Source organism: Actinokineospora pegani, from assembly GCF_009745975.1.
Taxonomy (GTDB): domain Bacteria; phylum Actinomycetota; class Actinomycetes; order Mycobacteriales; family Pseudonocardiaceae; genus Actinokineospora; species Actinokineospora pegani.
Genome location: NZ_WHOL01000024.1, coordinates 1 through 536 on the forward strand (window position 1 = coordinate 1; position 536 = coordinate 536).

Annotated in this window: 1 protein-coding gene; it reads left to right on the top strand. The window is 76.9% G+C overall.

What is annotated here, in order from left to right; genetic code table 11:
• A partial coding sequence (locus GCL84_RS00860) for a ketoacyl-synthetase C-terminal extension domain-containing protein (protein ID WP_328618753.1) occupies positions 1-536 on the top strand: 536 nt, incomplete at both ends.

The following is a 536-nucleotide window of genomic DNA, read 5'->3' on the forward strand; positions in this document are numbered from 1 at the left end:
TCAAGATGGTGCAGGCGCTGCGGCACGGCAGGCTCCCGGCGACCCTGCACGTGGACGCCCCCACGCCCGAGGTCGAGTGGTCGGCAGGCGCGGTGGAGCTGCTGGTCGAGGCCCGCGAGTGGCCGCGCGTGGACCGCCCGCGCCGGGCCGGTGTGTCCGCGTTCGGCGTCAGCGGGACGAACGCGCACCTGATCCTGGAGGAGGCGCCGCGGGAGCCGGAGCCCGTCCCGGTCCCCGACCGCGTGGTGCCGTTGGTGGTGTCGGCGCGCAGTGCTGGTTCGTTGGCGGCGCAGGCGGGGCGGTTGGCTGCGCTGGTCGAGGGCGGTGCGCCGCTGACGGGCGTCGCTCGGGCGCTGGTGTCCCGTCGGGCCGTGCTGGACGAGCGCGCGGTGGTGGTCGCGGGTTCGGCGCAGGAGGCGGTGGCCGGGCTCTCGGTGGTGGCGCGCGGGGAGAGCCCGCCCGGGGTGGACGACCCGGGCAAGGTCGTGTGGGTGTTCCCGGGGCAGGGTTCGCAGTGGGTCGGGATGGGGCGTGAG